Genomic DNA, 16,485 nt, shown 5'->3' on the forward strand with positions numbered 1-16,485 from the left:
GCAGGGGTGACCCTGAAACGACTTCCTGAGCCTGTTTTCTCGGTCTGTTTTTTCAGCCTGTTTTCTCAGCCTGCCTTGCTAAAGTTCTGAGCGTGTTCAAGTTCACGGCTTGGCGGCGATCGCCCCTGCCTCTGTCTCAAGCTTCTCAATACTCCCCTGGAGATGGTTATGGTCGAGTTTCATATCCAGCCCGACGGCGAAATCCCCGCCTCTACCCAGCTTTACAACCAGATCCGCTTTGCGATCGCCTCCCGCCAGTTTCCCCCCGGACAGCGGCTCCCCAGCACCCGCGCTCTGGCCATGCAAACCGGGCTACACCGCAACACCATCAGCAAGGTCTACCGGATGCTGGAGGACGACGGCATTGTAGATGCCAAGGCGGGTGCGGGCATCTTTGTCAAATCTCAAGGCGACGAAGGCCACACCAAAGGCAACCAATCGCCCGTGCTGGCCAAACATCCCCAGGCCTACAAGCTGGTGCAAAAAAGCCTAGACGACCTGCTAAACCAGGGCTGTTCCCTCAGTCAGGCACGGGAGCTATTTTTGGCAGAAATCGACTGGCGGCTGCGGTGCAGTGCGCGGGTGCTGGTCACGGCTCCGGGCTACGACATCGGCGCGGGGGAACTGATGGTGCGCGAGCTTCAGCAGGCGTTGCAAATTCCCGTCCAGCTGGTGCCGATGGAGGAGTTGGCAAGTGTGCTGGATCAGGCGCGGGGCGGCACAGTGGTCACCAGTCGCTATTTCATTGGCGAAGCAGAGGCGATCGCCTCTCCCAAATCTGTCCGCGTCATCCCCGTCGATATCTACGACTATGGCAAAGAGCTGAAGCTGATGAAGGGGCTGCCCAAAGACACCTGCATCGGCTTTGTCAGCCTCAGTTCCGGCATTTTGCGGGCAGCCGAAGTCATCATTCACAGCTTGCGGGGTGAGGAACTGCTAATCATGACCGCCAAAGCAGACGATGCCTACAAGCTGGGCGCAATGGTTCGCAGCGCCCAAGTCATCATCTGCGACCAGGCCAGCCTGCCCAGCGTCAAAGCCGCCATCCAGCTTTCCCGCGACCACATCATTCGCCCACCCAAGATCGAATGCTGTGAGAACTACATCGGTGAAAAATCCATCAGCTTGCTCAAGCGAGAACTAGGGCTGGAATAGCTCGAACACCTTGCCTCTCAATACTTAATCTGAATCACTCATCCCTCGTTTCACTCAAGCGAGGGATTTCTTTTTGTAAAAATTCGCACAACCTGCGTAATTCCCCGCACCCACTCCGATAACTCCTCAGAGGTTAAACAGGGGGCTTCACCCCACAGCCAAACCTCCCATACCAAAGACGCTCGGATATTGCGTCCTCAAAAGGAGAATTTCACTATGGCCACTATCATTGGCTCTCAATTCAATGACAACGACACCGTCAACGGGATTCCTCTAATTTTCAGACGGCGTTTAGTCGGCACCTTACTTAACGATTCCATCTTTGGATTAGCAGGCAACGATATCCTAGAAGGTCTTGCAGGCAACGATCTCCTCGACGGCGGCACAGGCAGCGACACCATGCGCGGCGGTGTTGGAAATGATACCTACATCGTCGATTCACCCGGCGACGTTGTGATTGAACTGGCCGGACAAGGCATTGATGAAGTCCGCTCCTCGATTAGCTACACCCTCCCCCTAAACGTCGAAAACCTGACGCTGCTGGGCACTGCTAACATCAACGGCACAGGCAACGCCCTGAACAACGTCATCAACGGCAACAGCGGCAACAACTTCCTGTTTGGCCTAGCAGGCAACGACACACTCAACGGCGGCGATGGGAATGACTACCTCGATGGCGGCACAGGGAATGACACGATGAATGGTGGTTTTGGAGATGACACCTACATCGTAGACTCGGCAGGCGACGTGGCGGGTGAAGTGGCGGGCGGTATCGACCTAGTGATTGCCTCCGTCAGCCATACGCTCTCCCTCAACCTGGAAAACCTAAACCTGAGTGGTGTTGCCAATATCAACGGCACAGGCAACGCCAAAGATAACGTCATCAACGGCAACGCAGGAAACAACTTCCTGTTTGGTCTGGCAGGCAACGACACCATCAACGGCGGCGCTGGCAACGACTATCTCGATGGCGGCGCGGGCATCGACACCCTGCGCGGCGGTGCTGGTAACGACACCTACATCGTCGATTCTGCCTCGGATGTGGTGGTTGAACTCGCCGGACAGGGCATTGATGAAGTTCGCGCTTCCGTCAGCCATACCCTATCTGCCAACGTCGAGAACCTGACGCTGCTGGGCACTGCCAACATCAACGGCACAGGCAACACGCTGAATAACATCATCAACGGCAATGCAGGAAACAACTTCCTGTTTGGTCTGGCGGGCAACGACACTATCAACGGCGGCGCAGGCAACGACTATCTCGATGGTGGCGTGGGCATCGACACCATGAACGGCGGTACTGGTAACGACACCTACATTGTCGATTCTGCCTCGGATGTGGTGGTTGAACTGGTCGGACAAGGGATTGATGAAGTCCGCTCCTTCGTCAGCCATACCCTCTCTGCCAACGTCGAGAACCTGACGCTGCTGGGCACCACCAACATCAACGGCACAGGCAATGATTTGAACAACGTGATCAACGGCAACGCAGGCAACAACTTCCTGTTTGGTCTGGCGGGCAACGACACCCTCAACGGTGGGGATGGTAACGACTTCCTGAGTGGTGGTCTGGGGAATGACACTATGAACGGCGGCTTTGGCGACGACACCTATATCGTGGACTCAGCAGGTGACGTAGCGGCTGAGGTGGCAGGCGGCATCGACCTGGTGATTGCCTCCGTTAGCCACACGCTCTCTGCCAACCTTGAGAACCTGAACCTGAGTGGTGCTGCCAACATCAATGGCACAGGCAATTTCCGAGACAACGTGATCAACGGCAACAGCGGTAACAACGTGCTGAGCGGTCTGGGCGGCAACGATACCCTGGTAGGCGGATCTGGGTCGGATACGCTGCTGGGCGGCGACGGCAACGACCGGCTGCGCGGCGGCACGACGGCTAACAATGCGGGTGAACGGGATATCATGACCGGTGGCGTGGGGGCAGACACGTTTGAACTGGGCAATAGCGCGGGTTCCTATTACCTGAACACGGTGGGCAACTCCTACGCCAGCATCACCGACTTCAGCGCCTTCCAGTTGGACAAGTTCCAGGTCAAGGGTGCCCTGAGCCAGTATCGACTGGACAAGACCCGCAGCCTGGAAGGAGGGGCGGCTCTAGACACGCTGGTTTATCGCGGCAACGATCTGATTGCGGTAGTACGCGATACGACCAATGTGCTGCTAGGACGCGATTTCGTGGTGGTGTGAGTGTTTGATGTAACGACCTAAGCTGCGATGGCGGGGGGCACAGCAGTTTAGGCAGTTTAGGCAATAGAACACAGTAGCGAGCTTGTGGTTAGGGAGAACCGTGCCACAGGCTCGTTTTATTCATTGTGACGACCGCTTGTGATGACCGCTAGTGATGACCGCTATAGCTTTTACAGCAGCTATTTACAGCGTTTTACAGCGTGGTTTTAGGCGTGGTTTTAGGTGTTTCCCAAGCCCAATTGATAGCAAAGGGTCACGTATCCTGACCTTTAGGCATACTGGGAAGGGAAATTCTGAATTCAAATGCCTGACCATGATCCAACCCAACCTGCCCCAGCCGCCTATATTCGAGCGCGTTGAGGACGAACGCCTACACCGCAAGCAGCGCCTTGCTGCCGCCTTTCGCCTGTTTGCCCGCTACGGCTTTGATGAGGGCGTGGCAGGACATATTACCGCCCGCGATCCGGAGCATCTCGATCACTTTTGGGTCAATCCGTTTGGGATGTATTTCGGACACATTCGCGTGTCGGATCTGCTGCTGGTGAACCACAAGGGCGAGGTGGTGCAGGGAAGCCGCCCTGTCAATGCTGCGGCCTTTGCGATTCATTCGCAGATTCATCAGGCGCGTCCTGATGTGGTGGCGGCTGCCCATGCCCATTCGCTCTATGGCAAGGCCTGGGCCTCTCTCGGCCGCCTGCTCGACCCGCTGACGCAGGATGCCTGCTCGTTTTATGACGACCATGCCCTATTTGACGACTATACGGGCGTGGTGCTGAACTTATCAGAAGGGCAGCGGATTGGGCGCGTGTTGGGCGATCGCAAAGCGGTGATTCTCCGCAACCACGGCCTGCTGACCGTTGGGCACTCGGTCGATGAGGCGGCCTGGTGGTTCATCACGATGGATCGCACCTGTCAGGCGCAACTGATGGCCGAAGCCGTCGGCAAACCCATCGCCATTCCCCACGAAGTCGCTAGCCTCACCTACAGCCAAGTCGGAACCCATTTTATGGGCTGGTTTTGTTTTCAGTCGCTCTACGACAAAATTGTGCGGGAAGAGCCAGATTTGCTGGAGTAGCTAGGAGATGAACATAAAATTGGCGGCGACAAATTGGCGGTGACTCTAGCGATTGGGCGGCACAGCTTGCAAGAAGACGGAATAATGAGGTGTTTGAGGAGCCTCTATGGCTACGTATTCGATTTTGACCTGACGGCTCAACTCCTGGGCGATCGCCGTTTGAATACTCTGCTCAAAGCGGAGATGGTGTAGCCTGATATTTTCTGCTTGGTACAGTGATATGCCGCGAATAGAGGAATTGGACGAATTGGGCTGGGATTGCTGACGCAGCGTTAGCCTCGACAGTTCGACCGAGCGTAGCATTCCGAAATGAGCGCGATCGCCCTCCATATTCACCCCATGCTCTTCGTCTGGCAGGGGTGGACGAAGCTGAATCAGCGCCATACCAGGTTTGGGCGGCAGGTGCGCCAGCAGGATGGTGCGGTCGATGCCAGCGCCTCGGAGGATAGTCTGGCTGCGGCTAATTTCTATAGGCTGCCATAAATCCAGTTCTCCCGGCGGCAAAACGACGCGGACATAGCCCTCTACCGGCAGCTTTTGGATTAGGCGCATCAGCGCAGCCGCGTCGTCTGCACCATCGTTCGGAACGACTCCGTGGGCGATCGCCTCCACAACCATGACTGGCTCTGGAACCCCCGTTAACTGTCGCTGCCAGAGGGATTGCACCATGTCATTCCAGGGATGGATATCGCCTGTCAATGCGTAAAGCACCACAACCAAGCTGGTGATTCCAGCCAGGTAGAGAAAGCGAGCCGTTCCCAGTTTCACGATCCGCACTATCCCCTTCCCCTCCGCCGAAATCTGCTGATTTCCCCGATTACTCCAGCGCTGCTGAGCCAGATTCGTCTGTGTCCAAATTTTTACCAGGCAAGCCGACCATTGGGAGATGAGCAGCAGAGGCAAATGCAGCAGCTTGAGATGAGATGCTCGCTGCCTGAAATGGATAAAGTAAAGCATCAGCACGAGCGGGCGAGTCAGCAGGAGCCAACTGAGAATCATCGCCGCTGCCAGCCAGCGCCCTTGGCTCATGCAGAGGAGCAAAAAAGCAGGGGTCAGCAGCGGTGTCCAAATGCTGATCTTTTGGTCAATTAGCACAAACCAGACAAACCAGCTTGTTTTTTGTGGCCCAAGGGCGATCGCCCGTCCACTGTTGCGGAGCATATTGCCATACCAGCGCCGCATGTTCTGATAAGCCCGCTGCCAGAGTGAGCCAGAGATAGTTTCAATAGAGTAAACAATGACATCAGGAACGTACAGCATATCGTAGCGATGCTTGAGCAGCCAGTACCAAGTGCTTTTGTCATCCCCAGAGAGAAACTTAAACTTGCCCCACAGCCAGTCCTCTAGCGTGTCGTTTTCCAGTTGGTGAATGAAGCCAAGATGAAAGGCAGCAGCAGACTGAAACAGAGAAAATCGCCCAGTGAGACAGGTCACCTTGTGGCTCGGCGCAACCGCACACATATGATGATGGCGCTGCGCCATCCGTAGATGGAACCATTCGGAAAACCAGAAAGAACCATGTACATCTGGCAGCTCATCTGTTGTCAAGGCTCCTAGCTTGGGATAGAGCCGAAAAAAGGGCAGACAGCGGGTCAACGTACCGGGCGTTAGCTCTGAATCGCCATCCATCAGCGCCACAATGGTGTCGGGCGGCAGGTCTAGCTGAGCCAATACGCGCAATCCATCGGCCATCGCCTTTCGTTTGCCTTCGCCCGTTTGCACCAGTTGAATCAGGTGAATATGCTGCAATCCTGGATCGACTGTTTCTAAAACCGCACGAATTTCCTGGTTTTCTGCTTCGCTGCTACTGGTGATGAGGAGGGTCACAGGCTGGGCAAGTGTTTGCGCTTCCTGGGCGATCGCCCGAAACACACGCTCACTAATCCAACCCTTCTCTTGATAGGTCGGCACTAGAAAACACATTGGCGGCAGTTGCTCAATCGGGATAGCATTGGCCCTGCGTCGCATACGCGGAAACAGAACATGCTCATAAAAGCGCGATCGCAACGTTTGCAAAATAAACCAAGACCAGCGCCAAATCCCAATTGTCCCCAGCACAAAAATCTCTGAGACTTGGGCCAGGTTTATGTGCTCGGCTCGCCCCCAGAGCAAACTCCAGCCAGCAGCAACACTTAAACCTATCAAAAGGGCCAGATGAAGCCAGGGGTAAATGGTTCCAGGATGGCGACGCGCATTCGCAAGGGCAATCATAGGTCTTAACTGAAGAAACCAACGACGGAAGCCAGGGAAGCGTAGCGTTAGGACTAGCGCTGCTTGCGAAAACTGAGGCGTATGGTCTGCCCCACCCCACAAAACTGCTCAGGGTTATCATGTTGCGGCGGTGGCGGAATGCGAACCTCAATCCGCTGAACTGCTTGCCCCGTCAGCACGGGCGGAATGACAGGGGCGATCGCCCTCACTTGGGAGTCCTCCATTATGCTGGCTAATTGCGCCGGGTTGAGCGGCTGCACCAGCTCGATCTGCCCTTGAATGGGTTTCGTGCTGCCCGCCAAGTGAACTAACACGGGTTCCTGCACATTGATACTGGCGGCATCCACCGCACTTACCACCACCTCAACCCAAAGGCTTTGACAATCCAGCAGGCTAAACACCGACTGCCCGCGATTCACCTGCTCCCCCCGCTCTCGATAGATGCGGTAGACCACACCCGAAAACGGGGCGCTGATGGGTACCTCCCGTAGCACCTCACGAGTTCCTCGGGTCTGCTGCCGCTGTTGTTTCAGGGTGGAAAGCTGAGTTTCTAGCGTACTCACTACAGCCGCCTGAGCCTGAATCGATTGCGAGAGACGAGTTCGTTGATCCAGCAGGTTGACCGTTGGTGTCTGCTGAGTCACGCCTCGGGCCGCTGCCCGAAAACTAGCTTGGGCAGCATCCAGTGCAGCGCGGGCTTGGCGAACTTCAGCAGCCGTCGAAGCAGCCGTCAGCCTAGACTGATCGACCAACTGCTGAGCCACCACGCCCTGCTCTGCCAATCTTTGGTATCGACTGACTTCGACCTGAGCAGCGTTGGCTCTGGCGATCGCTGCATCAACTGCTGCTTGCCGCTCCGCCACAAGCTTAGATTGCAGGGTTAAATCGACTGATTGAACAGCAGCGCTTTGGACTTCTAGCTGCCGAAGCTGTTGTTGTAGAAAGCCCAAAGATTGCCTCGCTGAGGCTAATTTTGACAGTGTGTTAGTAATTTCTGTTTCGATTTGCAAAAGAGCCTGAAGATCTTCTTGCTCTTCTTTCAATGTGTTTTGAACAGTGGCAAGAATCTGTTCTTGCTTTACCGGAACACCAGGGCCTGCATAAACACTGGCGAGGCTGCCGTCAGCCGGGGCTTGTATAGCAATACGCCGACCATTTAGCACGCCATGTTCTACCACAAGATGCTGCCAGCGATATAGAAAAGAATTTGCGCCAAGTGCGATCGCTCCTCCTCCAATTACAACAAAAAACATGCCCGTCCCTAATCGCTTTAGCCTCTTCCAACCCTGCTTTTGAGATTGCGAAAAATTTTGCAAATCCTGGACTGAGTTCGTATCAGAAATCGATCCTGACGGTTCCAAATCCATAGGCTTTACCATATGTGCTGGACGGCTATAAGATTCAATTCAAGACTCAAATCTCAAATTTGAGATGTATCGCCATTAAGAGTGAGCTTTCAAAGTGGTCAACTGGCGAAGCAAGCAACCTTGAAACTCTATGGCAGCCGAATAACCGCTAGCACGAAATAGGCTCAATTAAGCACAAAGAAGTCTTCCGAACCAAGTCCGACCCAAATTCAATCAAGACTTTGATTTAGGCTTTTAAGATTTGATAATCCTCACAATTTCTCGACCTTTGCATACTTCCAGGAACGCTGAATCTGTCGAAGCTTGTTCTATGCCGCCAAGAAGCGCTTGAGTACTCCCTTCTCCATTTTGAAGATTAATAAAATATGTCAGGAATGTCGGCGATCGCCCCAAGACTCTACAAACCATTTACCAAATTCGAGTCTTGCCTCAAATCTAAGTGAAATTTTGTACAAACGTCCTGATGTCAAGGGATTGCAAATGAAGCAATAGATATAACAAATTCGCTGCGCCTAGGCTAAATTACACTCGATTGAGCGCCTGCTGATGCCAGATGACATCAATGCCTTCTGCATCAGCCGTTGCTACCAGAATTGCTGCCAACTGCTGCCGGAGTCAGGCTGGGATTAGCGCTTGGCATCAGCGCGACGACACCTGTTACGTAGGGAGCCGCTATCGACGTGCCCGACTTACAGCCATAATTCGTCCGCCAACTCATCGGTAAAGCGACCGCCCCACAGCGGATTTCGCCAATCTTGCGGGCTGAGGCGACCCCGCATTATGTTCCCGCATTGTGTTACTGGGCTTTGGGGGCTGTGCAGGGGACTGATATCAGTTGCGATCGCCTTAACAGACCCAAGTCGGGACTAAATAATCCCAGAACCGATCTCGCCAGATTTGACGACACCCGATGCCAATCGGAACTGAATCCGACGATGCTAGGACAACTTGAGACAAGGGCGATCGCCCTGAAGCGACCCCCGAAGAAAATGCTGTTCCCCTGGCAAAATTAGCCCCTAACGGGTGCTATCCCAGCAGCGAAGAGTTTGGGAAGAGGTTGTCCATAGGGGCGATCGCAGATGCAGACCTGAAAGATATGCCTTGTAAGATAGCCCAATCCTGTGGAATTTACTGAGAGGCGCTCGATCACCCGTTACCCAACCGGGGGAGATTTACAAAAATGCCCCCCAGTTGCTCAACCCTGGTTGATAATAGTTTCGATAAACCACAGTTCTTTTCACCCTGCAACCGCCGTGACAGCGACAGAACCTGGAAGCTACAAAGATACGGTCAGCCTGCCCAAAACCCAATTCGACATGCGGGCCAACGCCACCAAGCGTGAGCCAGAAATTCAAAAATTTTGGGCTGACAACCGAATTTACGAAAAGCTGTCGCAATCCAACCCCGGCGAACCCTTTGTGCTGCACGATGGCCCACCCTACGCCAACGGAGCGCTGCATATCGGGCACGCCATGAACAAGATTTTGAAAGACACGATTAACAAGTTCCAACTCCTGAACGGGCGAAAGGTGCGCTACGTCCCTGGCTGGGACTGTCACGGGCTGCCCATTGAGGTAAAAGTCCTGCAAGCGATGCAACCCGAAGAGCGGCGCAATTTGACCCCGATTGAACTGCGTCGCCGCGCCAAAGCCTGGGCCCTCGAACAGCAGCAGCAGCAGTGCGCCAGCTTCATGCGCTACGGCGTGTGGGGCGACTGGGAGCGTCCCTACCTAACCCTCACCCCCGACTACGAAGCCGCGCAGATCGGCGTGTTTGGGCAGATGGTGCTAAAAGGTTATATCTATCGCGGCTTCAAGCCTGTCCACTGGAGTCCCAGTTCCCGCACTGCGCTGGCCGAAGCCGAGTTGGAATATCCCGAAGGTCACGTTTCCCGCAGCATCTACGCCGCCTTTCCGGTGATCAGCTTGGGCGATGGGGCAACGGCACTGCAACCTTATTTGGGCGACCTGGGTGTTGCGGTGTGGACGACCACGCCCTGGACAATTCCTGCAAACCTGGCAGTAGCCGTTAACCCGGAACTAACCTACGTCATCGTCAAAGATGAGGGCGGCAAGCTCAAGGATGAACTGGGAACCCCCTTTGCACACCTCATCGTGGCCAAGGATCTGGTGGAGCGACTGACGCAAGTGCTAGACACGCCGCTGAGCGTGCAGGCAGAAATTTCGGGCAAGGCGCTGGAGTTTTCCACCTATCGCCATCCGCTGTTTGATCGGGAGAGTCCGATTGTCATCGGTGGCGATTACGTCACCACGGAATCTGGCACGGGGCTGGTGCATACGGCTCCGGGGCATGGTCAGGATGACTTTATTGTGGGGCAGCGCTACGGACTGCCTGTGCTGTCGCCTGTAGACGATGAGGGCAACTTTACGTCGGAGGCGGGACCCTTTGCCGGACTGAACGTGCTGGGCGATGCCAATGCCGCCGTGATCAAGGCGCTGCGAGAGGCTGGGGCCCTGCTGAAGGAAGAGGATTACGGACATCGCTATCCCTACGATTGGCGCACCAAGAAGCCGACGATCTTCCGGGCGACGGAGCAGTGGTTTGCATCGGTCGAGGGCTTCCGCGAAGAGGCGCTGCGGGCTATCAAAGAAGTGGAGTGGATTCCCGCGCAGGGCGAAAACCGGATTACGGCGATGGTGGGCGATCGCTCGGACTGGTGTATCTCGCGCCAGCGCAGTTGGGGCGTGCCAATCCCCGTTTTCTATGACGAGGAAACCAACGAGCCGCTGCTGAATGCCGACACCATCAGCCATGTGCAGAAAATCTTTGCTGAACGCGGTTCCGATGCCTGGTGGGAGATGTCGGTCGAGGAGTTGCTGCCGGAACCCTACCGTAGCAATGGGCGCAGCTACCGCAAGGGCTTCGACACAATGGACGTATGGTTCGACTCTGGATCTTCCTGGGCAGCCGTCGCCCAGCAGCGCGAGGGTTTGCACTATCCCGTAGAAATGTACCTGGAAGGCTCAGACCAGCACCGGGGCTGGTTTCAGTCGAGTCTGCTGACTAGCGTGGCTGTAAATGGTCATGCGCCCTATAAGACTGTGCTAACCCACGGCTTTGCGCTAGACGAGCAGGGCCGCAAGATGAGCAAGTCTCTGGGCAATGTGGTCGATCCGGCCATCGTCATTGAAGGCGGCAAAAACCAGAAGGAGGAGCCAGCCTATGGCGCGGATGTGCTGCGGCTGTGGGTATCGTCGGTGGACTATACCTCGGATGTGCCGCTGGGCAAAAACATCCTGAAGCAGATGGCAGACGTGTATCGCAAGATCCGCAACACCGCCCGCTTCCTGTTGGGCAACCTGCATGACTTTGACCCAGCGACTCATGCCGTGGCCTATGACGAGCTTCCCGAACTCGACCGCTATATGCTGCACCGAATGACGGAAGTGTTTGCCGACATCACGGATGCCTTCAAGACCTACGAGTTTTTCCGCTTTTTCCAGACGGTGCAGAACTTCTGCGTGGTGGACTTGTCGAATTTTTACCTCGATATTGCCAAGGATCGGCTCTACATCAGTGCTGCCGATGCGCCCCGCCGCCGCAGTTGCCAGACCGTGCTGGCCGTGGCAATCGAAAATCTGGCGCGGGCGATCGCCCCTGTCCTGTCTCACCTGGCAGAAGACATCTGGCAATTTCTGCCTTACCAAACCCCCTACCTGTCCGTCTTTGAGTCTGGCTGGGTAAAGCTGGAAGCATCTTGGGAAAATCCCAAACTGGCAGCGAAGTGGGAAAAATTGCGCGATTTGAGAACCGAAGTCAACAAGGTGCTGGAGCAAGCGAGAAACGACAAAGCAATCGGCTCGTCGCTTGAGGCTAAGGTGCTGCTTTATGTGGCCGATGCCGACTTTCGACAGCAGCTTGAGGCACTCAACCCCGCCAGCAGCCTCGGCGGCAACGGCGTAGACGAGTTGCGCTATCTTTTCCTGGCATCTCAGGTCGAGTTGCTCGACACTCCTGGCATTTTGGCAGACCTGAAATACAGCGCGGAAGCAGGTGGATTGAGCATTGGTGTAGTCGATGCCGAAGGCAAAAAGTGCGATCGCTGCTGGAATTATTCCACCCACGTTGGCGAGTCTGCTGAGCATCCGCTGCTCTGCGAACGCTGCATTCCCGCCCTAGAGGAAGAGTTTTAGGCGGCGCAGGACGGGCGATCGCCCCAGTTTCGCTGTGGGTTCCGAGCAAATTGCAGAAATTTTCCAGCGGGCGATCGCCCTAATCTGTCAGTCGGGTATGCTATCTTAATGAAGGCTAAAATTTAGGACAACTTGGGTTAAGCAAGACTAAACCTTTAGTCTGAATTTCCAGAGGTGTTCAGTTGCAGCCTTGCTGGCTCAGTAGCTCAGTGGTTAGAGCAGGGGACTCATAAGCCCAAGGTCGCAGGTTCAAATCCCGCCTGAGCCATTTTCTGAAAACGGTCATGCCACCGCCCAACTATCGTCGCTGTCTCAGTTGCCGAAGACTTGCACCCAAGACAGAGTTCTGGCGAATCGTGCGGGTATATCCGTCTCAGACGATACAATTAGATTGTGGGATGGGTCGATCGGCTTACCTGTGCCCGACTGCTAGCTGCTTGCAGGCAGCCCAAAGGAAAGATAGGCTAGGGAGGTCATTAAAAGTGTCTGTACCTGAAGCCGTTTATCAAACGCTGCGGCAGCGTCTTGCTGTAGACTCCACTCAGAAGCCAGACTCGCTGGGGCAAGCCCGGTGATTGTCCTAGGAACTTTCTGAGAGTTGTTACTCTAGGGAAGGGGGTCTGTCGCAATCTCAGTGTCAGACACTGAAGTCAGACACTGAAGTTAGATATGGGCCCGTTAGCAGCCACAGAGATTCAATGACCGATACGGAGACACTTACCACTGATCAAATCGGCTGGATGCCAGACTTTAGGTGCCAGACTCTACGTTGTGTTGACTTTAAGGGAGAACGAGCCTTCAACCACTAAGCATTTTGGGCAGCCTCGGCCAGATAAGGGCGTGCCTTCAACCCAGGAGAGCTTTGTTTTAGTTTTGTGTTCTGCTCTAGTTCGGGGTTTTCTTGCAGATGCGGCAAGAGACATTTGTAGAACCTCAACCTGATGGGCAGTGAATTCTCGAAGCCTTAGCGCTAGAACAAGGACTGGAAACAAAAGTCAACGCAGCAAGCCTGAAGCTGTTTTTGTCTGGGCTTTAACTGTCGAGCATTGTAAACGTCGTCTTGTCACGTCGTCTCGTTAGGAAAGCGAAGCAACATTATGTGAAAATCTCAGTTGGCTAAGAAGGGGAGAGTGGATGAACGGTAAGGTGAGAATTTACGAGTTGTCAAAGGAATTGAATCTGGATAATAGAGAGATTTTGGACGTTTGCGAACAATTGAATATTCCGGTCAAGAGCCACAGCAGCACTATTTCCGAAGCTGAGGCAGCCCGTATCCGCTCAGCGGCCGAGCGGCTTGCCCACAGCCCTTCTGCATCCCATACCCCTCCTGTTCACCGGCCTACCTCAACGCCTTCTTCTATGCCTCAACGAAAACAGAGCGCCGTGCAGCCGCCTGTTAAAAAGCAACAAATTCTTGAAGTCCGTCGCCATCGCCCTGCGGTAGAGCCACCTAAGCGGCCAGAAGTTCAGCCTGCTCCGACCCCGCAGCCCGCCTCATCTGCGCCGGTGCGTCCGGATCGTCCAGCAGCAGAGCCTGCTGAGGCAAGGACAGTTGAGCCTCGGCCGATTGCCACTCCTCCTGCTGTTCAAAAGCCTGCGATTCCCGTTTCGGAAGCACCCAAAGCACCCAAATCGGAAGCACCCAAAGAAGTAGAGTCTCCTCCAGTTGAAGCGCCCCAGCCGCCTCCTGTGCGCCCTGAAGTGGCTGAGTCTGCACCATTGCCCGAAGAGCAGCCCTCTTTGATGGGGCCGCCTTCTAAGCCTGTGCGGACAGAGTCTGTGAGTTCCGTGAGCCGCCCAGTTCTGAAGAAGGCGAGCGATCGCAGTGATCAGGTGGTAATGCGAGTGGGAGGCGATGACCAAGGGCTTCGGCGATCGCCCACCGCCGCTCGTCCAGAGTCCCGCTCTGGGGAAGCCAGTGAGTCCGCCCCCCGCCGCATTGGTATTACAGAAACTTCTGAACCGCCTGTACTGCGCGCCAAGCCAGTGCTGGAGCTACGTCGCAAGCCCGTTCGTCCGACGGCTCCGGGTGCATCCGAAGAGTCTGGCGCAGCCGATACCCGCAGCGCAGGCGGTATGCCTATCTTGGCAGAGCCGCCCACGCTCAAGCCCAAGCCCACGCCACCGACTAAGGTGGCAAAGCGCGGCAAGGATTGGGAGGAGGAAGACGAGGAAAATCCCAACAAGGTGGCTAAGGCCGGTGTGAAGTCCAAGCGGCGATCGCCCAATGTGTTGGACGACGACGAAGACATCGATCTGGATGAAGTGCTGGATGGAGCCGACGGAGATGATTCGGCCCCGACTGCCCTCAGCATCTCGCTGATGCGCCCGCCCAAGCCCAAGAGCCAAAAAGCTCCAGCAAAGCCCGTAGCGGTGGCTGCACCGACGCAGCGGCGGCGCGGGGGTTCTAGCAACGAGCGCTTTAATCGGCGCGATCGCCGTGAACAGCAAGAAACTCGCCAACGCCCCGAAATCATTACCCTCACGGGCAGCCTGACGGTGGCAGAACTCGCTGATATGCTGGTTGTTCCCGAAACCGAAGTCATCCGCGCCCTGTTTATGAAGGGCATCATGACCACAGTGAACCAGGTTCTCGACATCCCCACCGCGACGATGGTGGCGGAAGAGATGGGCATTTTGGTGGATACCGAAGCGCCCGAAGCAGAGGCGAAGAAAGTCACAGAAATGCTTGATGCAGGAGATTTAGAAAATCTCCAGCGCCGTCCGCCCGTGGTAACCATCATGGGCCACGTAGATCACGGCAAAACCACTCTGCTCGACTCAATCCGCAAGACCAAGGTGGCTCAGGGCGAGGCAGGGGGCATCACGCAGCATATCGGCGCGTATCACGTTGATGTGGAGCATAACGGCGAGACGCAGCAGGTCGTGTTCCTGGATACGCCGGGTCACGAAGCCTTTACCGCTATGCGGGCGCGGGGTGCGCGGGTCACGGATATCGCGATTCTGGTGGTGGCGGCAGACGACGGGGTGCGTCCCCAAACCATCGAGGCGATTAGCCACGCCAAGGCGGCTGAAGTTCCCATCGTGGTCGCCATTAATAAGATAGACAAGGAAGAAGCCCAGCCCGATCGCGTGAAGCAAGAGCTAACTGAATATGGGCTGGTGGCTGAAGAGTGGGGCGGCGACACCATTATGGTGCCCGTTAGCGCTCTGACGGGAGAGAACCTGGACACCCTGCTGGAAATGATCCTGTTGGTGTCTGAGGTGGAAGACCTCTACGCCAACCCCGATCGCCCTGCCAAGGGTACAGTAATCGAGGCGCATTTGGACAAGGCGAAAGGCCCAGTGGCGACGCTGCTCATTCAGAACGGTACGCTGCGTGTTGGCGATATCCTGGTGGCTGGCTCGGTCTTTGGCAAAGTCCGCGCAATGGTGGACGATCGTGGCAAGCGGGTCGAGGAGGGCAAGCCGTCCTTTGCCGTTGAGGTGCTGGGTTTGAGCGACGTGCCTGCTGCGGGCGATGAGTTCGACGTGTATTTGGATGAAAAAGAAGCACGGGCGATCGCCAGCAACCGCACTGATCAGCAGCGTCTCTCTCGCTTGCAGCAGGCCATGTCGTCTCGTCGCGTCAGCCTGAATACGATTTCCAGCCAGGCCCAAGAGGGCGACCTGAAAGAGCTGAACCTGATCCTGAAGGCAGACGTGCAGGGTTCGGTCGAAGCTATTCTGGCAGCGCTGCAACAGCTTCCCCAAAAAGAAGTGCAGGTGCGGGTGCTGTTGGCGGCTCCGGGCGAGATCACTGAAACCGACGTAGACCTGGCAGCCGCCAGCAGCGCCGTAATCATCGGGTTCAACACAACCTTTGCTAGTGGGGCACGTCAGGCCGCCGACCAAGCTGACGTAGACGTGCGCGACTATACGGTCATCTACAGCCTGCTGGACGATATCCAGGGTGCAATGGAGGGTCTGCTGGAACCCGAACTGGTGGAGGAACCACTGGGTCAGGTGGAGGTTCGCGCTGTATTTACAGTGGGCAAGGGAGCCGTTGCAGGCTGCTATGTCAAGGAAGGCAAGGTCGTCCGCAACAGCAAGCTGCGGGTGCGTCGTGGCGGTGAAGTGATCTTTGAGGGCAACCTCGACTCACTGAAGCGGATGAAGGAAGACGCAAAAGAAGTCAGCGCAGGCTATGAATGCGGCATTGGCGTAGATAACTTCAAAGATTGGCAGGAAGGTGACATCATCGAGGTCTACCGCCTAATCACCAAGCGTCGGACACTCTCTGCGTAGCCAGCCTACCTGTAGCCGACCTCTACAGCCACAGGCTTCAAGCACTTGTGGCCTCCATTTTGATCCC

At 55.6% G+C, this 16,485-nt stretch carries 8 protein-coding genes, 1 tRNA gene and 1 pseudogene; 7 read left to right on the top strand and 3 right to left on the bottom strand.

Features of this window, described 5'->3' with window-relative positions:
• Positions 1-168: 168 nt before the first annotated feature.
• The 3 genes from IGS16_RS03005 to IGS16_RS03015 all read left to right on the top strand — a co-directional run bounded on the left by IGS16_RS03005 (position 169) and on the right by IGS16_RS03015 (position 4,438).
• Entirely contained in the window at positions 169-1,155 is a 987-nt protein-coding gene (locus IGS16_RS03005; protein ID WP_297083248.1) for a GntR family transcriptional regulator, read from the top strand.
• A 216-nt stretch (positions 1,156-1,371) separates the two neighbouring features.
• Positions 1,372-3,363, top strand: a complete 1,992-nt coding sequence (locus tag IGS16_RS03010) for a calcium-binding protein (protein ID WP_297083250.1) — start codon at positions 1,372-1,374, stop codon at positions 3,361-3,363.
• Between the two features lie 313 nt (positions 3,364-3,676).
• Positions 3,677-4,438 carry a class II aldolase/adducin family protein gene (locus tag IGS16_RS03015; RefSeq protein WP_297083251.1) on the top strand — a complete coding sequence of 254 codons (762 nt, stop codon included), beginning with the start codon at positions 3,677-3,679 and terminating at the stop codon, positions 4,436-4,438.
• Positions 4,439-4,483: 45 nt separating this feature from the next.
• Here IGS16_RS03015 and IGS16_RS03020 read toward each other — a convergent pair whose 3' ends face one another.
• The 3 genes and pseudogenes from IGS16_RS03020 to IGS16_RS22270 form a co-directional block, all read right to left on the bottom strand.
• A complete protein-coding gene (locus tag IGS16_RS03020; protein WP_297083253.1) occupies positions 4,484-6,649 on the bottom strand; it encodes a glycosyltransferase in 2,166 nt (721 codons plus the stop codon).
• A gap of 53 nt (positions 6,650-6,702) precedes the next feature.
• On the bottom strand, positions 6,703-7,512 hold the full coding sequence (locus IGS16_RS03025; RefSeq protein WP_297083255.1) for an HlyD family efflux transporter periplasmic adaptor subunit: 810 nt from the start codon (positions 7,510-7,512) through the stop codon (positions 6,703-6,705).
• A 1,105-nt stretch (positions 7,513-8,617) separates the two neighbouring features.
• Positions 8,618-8,716, bottom strand: a pseudogene (locus IGS16_RS22270) (S8 family serine peptidase); the annotation flags it as partial.
• A 616-nt stretch (positions 8,717-9,332) separates the two neighbouring features.
• Here IGS16_RS22270 and ileS point away from each other — a divergent pair.
• From ileS to infB, 4 genes are all read left to right on the top strand, one after another.
• Positions 9,333-12,170, top strand: a complete 2,838-nt coding sequence (ileS, locus tag IGS16_RS03030; protein ID WP_297083322.1) for an isoleucine--tRNA ligase — start codon at positions 9,333-9,335, stop codon at positions 12,168-12,170.
• Between the two features lie 195 nt (positions 12,171-12,365).
• Positions 12,366-12,438: transfer RNA gene (locus IGS16_RS03035), tRNA-Met, on the top strand.
• Positions 12,439-12,454: 16 nt separating this feature from the next.
• Positions 12,455-12,745: a YlxR family protein gene (locus tag IGS16_RS03040; protein ID WP_084783000.1), complete on the top strand. Its 291-nt coding sequence runs from the start codon at positions 12,455-12,457 to the stop codon at positions 12,743-12,745.
• Positions 12,746-13,304: 559 nt separating this feature from the next.
• A complete protein-coding gene (gene infB / locus IGS16_RS03045) occupies positions 13,305-16,418 on the top strand; it encodes a translation initiation factor IF-2 (RefSeq protein WP_297083257.1) in 3,114 nt (1,037 codons plus the stop codon).
• Positions 16,419-16,485: the final 67 nt, after the last annotated feature.

Origin of the sequence: Thermoleptolyngbya sp. C42_A2020_037 (genome assembly GCF_015272455.1) — a bacterium.
GTDB lineage: Bacteria > Cyanobacteriota > Cyanobacteriia > Elainellales > Elainellaceae > Thermoleptolyngbya.

What these genes read in the sequence shown, in the direction of transcription:
- IGS16_RS03005 (WP_297083248.1), top strand. Translation starts at nt 169, where the DNA reads ATGGTCGAGTTTCATATCCAGCCCGACGGCGAAATCCCCGCCTCTACC.
- IGS16_RS03010 (WP_297083250.1), top strand. Translation starts at nt 1,372, where the DNA reads ATGGCCACTATCATTGGCTCTCAATTCAATGACAACGACACCGTCAAC.
- IGS16_RS03015 (WP_297083251.1), top strand. Translation starts at nt 3,677, where the DNA reads ATGATCCAACCCAACCTGCCCCAGCCGCCTATATTCGAGCGCGTTGAG.
- IGS16_RS03020 (WP_297083253.1), bottom strand. Translation starts at nt 6,649, where the DNA reads ATGATTGCCCTTGCGAATGCGCGTCGCCATCCTGGAACCATTTACCCC.
- ileS (WP_297083322.1), top strand. Translation starts at nt 9,333, where the DNA reads ATGCGGGCCAACGCCACCAAGCGTGAGCCAGAAATTCAAAAATTTTGG.
- IGS16_RS03040 (WP_084783000.1), top strand. Translation starts at nt 12,455, where the DNA reads ATGCCACCGCCCAACTATCGTCGCTGTCTCAGTTGCCGAAGACTTGCA.
- infB (WP_297083257.1), top strand. Translation starts at nt 13,305, where the DNA reads ATGAACGGTAAGGTGAGAATTTACGAGTTGTCAAAGGAATTGAATCTG.